Below are 1,523 nucleotides of genomic sequence, written 5' to 3' on the forward strand. Positions count from 1 at the left end.
AAGGTCAACAATGGTCAACAATGGTGCGAAATCGTCAAAAATTGAAAAAAATGGTAACAAATCATGCGAAATGGTTAAATATGGTAAACAAATGGTCAAAATTCGTTAAAAATGGTTAAAACTTGTGAAATATGGAAAACAAATGGTCAAAATTCATTAAAAATCGTCGTAAATGGTGAAATGGTGAAAATGTTTGTGAAAATGGTGTTTTTAAGGTATGCCGTATTGTGGAAATGGACAATTTTGTGGTGAATTTTGAATGGTGAAAATTGTTGTGGAGATTCTGTTGAAAATAACCCTGAGATTCTGATGATCATGCTTTATTGAACTGAGTAGTAGCTGTACATATTATTTTGCCGTAATACCTAGCACCTAATGAGGAAGTAAGCACGTGTAAGTAATATGTACTAGTATAAGTATGTAATATGTGTAAGATGGTAAATTTGGTAATATGGTAATATGTATATGTGGTTTATATGTGGTTTATGGGATGGAACCAAGTTTTAATTATTTTAAATTTTAATTTCTTTTAGAAAAAAAGGGGTGAAAAGCTTGATTCACTTCTACAAGAGAGGTTACCTCTCTCAAGTATGGCGGTCGTGCATTCACCGACAGCCGGACAGGATAAGGGAAGGGGCCGAAAGTTCATAGGACTGTTCAGAAAAAGGCCCTGGAGATCTAAGAGCCTAGAAAGAGAAGAACAACGTCCACTCATAGAGCCAGGAGAAAGATTTCTTCCGACCTTCCCTCTACCAGTCAACACACCTAAGAGGAGGCGTTGCGGCAAGTGTGCCAATTGCCTACTTACCTCCAGGAGAGGTGTGAGGAAGGGGAAATGTGCCAACGTGCAGGAACTAGATGGTTCGAAGATAGTGACGGAAGCCTACGAGGAGGCAATGAACAACTTGAAGTGGACAAATTTTCCACAACTGACACAGGGGCTGCATGCAGCCGTACAAAGAGGCCCCACAGTCTACTGCCAGACAATGCGAGCCTTCACAATCAATAAGGACCAAGAACTGGACAGCGTTCTTCCTGGTGACGATATGTCGTTATGCCTCCTAAAGAAAGTGGAGGTGGAAGAAAGTGAGAGCGAAGGACAGGTAATCCTACCTGGACTGGAAGTAGTCTCCATTGAAGGCATGACAGACTATGGTGATATACCGGAAGGAGTATACCTAGATGAGGACATTCTGACTTACGGGGTATTCCGCATCTTCGCACGGCAGGAGTCAGAATTCAAACCTTCGGGACAACCTCTTGTCCCGAATATTGATTTAGTCCAAGCCTTGGTAGACAATAAAATCTTCTCCGAAACCGACCCAGAGGGTGACCTGAAAACGACATCACGCAACATAAATGGAGTTGAAATGGAACGCCTTATTATACCCAAAGGCATGTCTATATTACTGACCAAGGAAGGGACAGCGACCACCGATGTGGTGCAAGTTGCAACAACAGATGACATCCTGAACCATAGAGGATTCAAGGAAATAGAAGTACCGACGGGAGAGGATGCGATG

General features: G+C 42.0%; 1 protein-coding gene. It reads left to right on the plus strand.

Annotation, left to right across the window (positions count from 1 at the left end; translation table 11 throughout):
- Positions 1–599: 599 nt before the first annotated feature.
- The coding region (locus ACN0IC_RS15375) for a hypothetical protein (RefSeq protein ID WP_416879630.1) at positions 600–1,523 on the plus strand (924 nt) is incomplete at its 3' end.

Source organism: Litorimonas sp., assembly GCA_029936425.1.
Lineage (GTDB): Bacteria > Pseudomonadota > Alphaproteobacteria > Caulobacterales > Maricaulaceae > Litorimonas.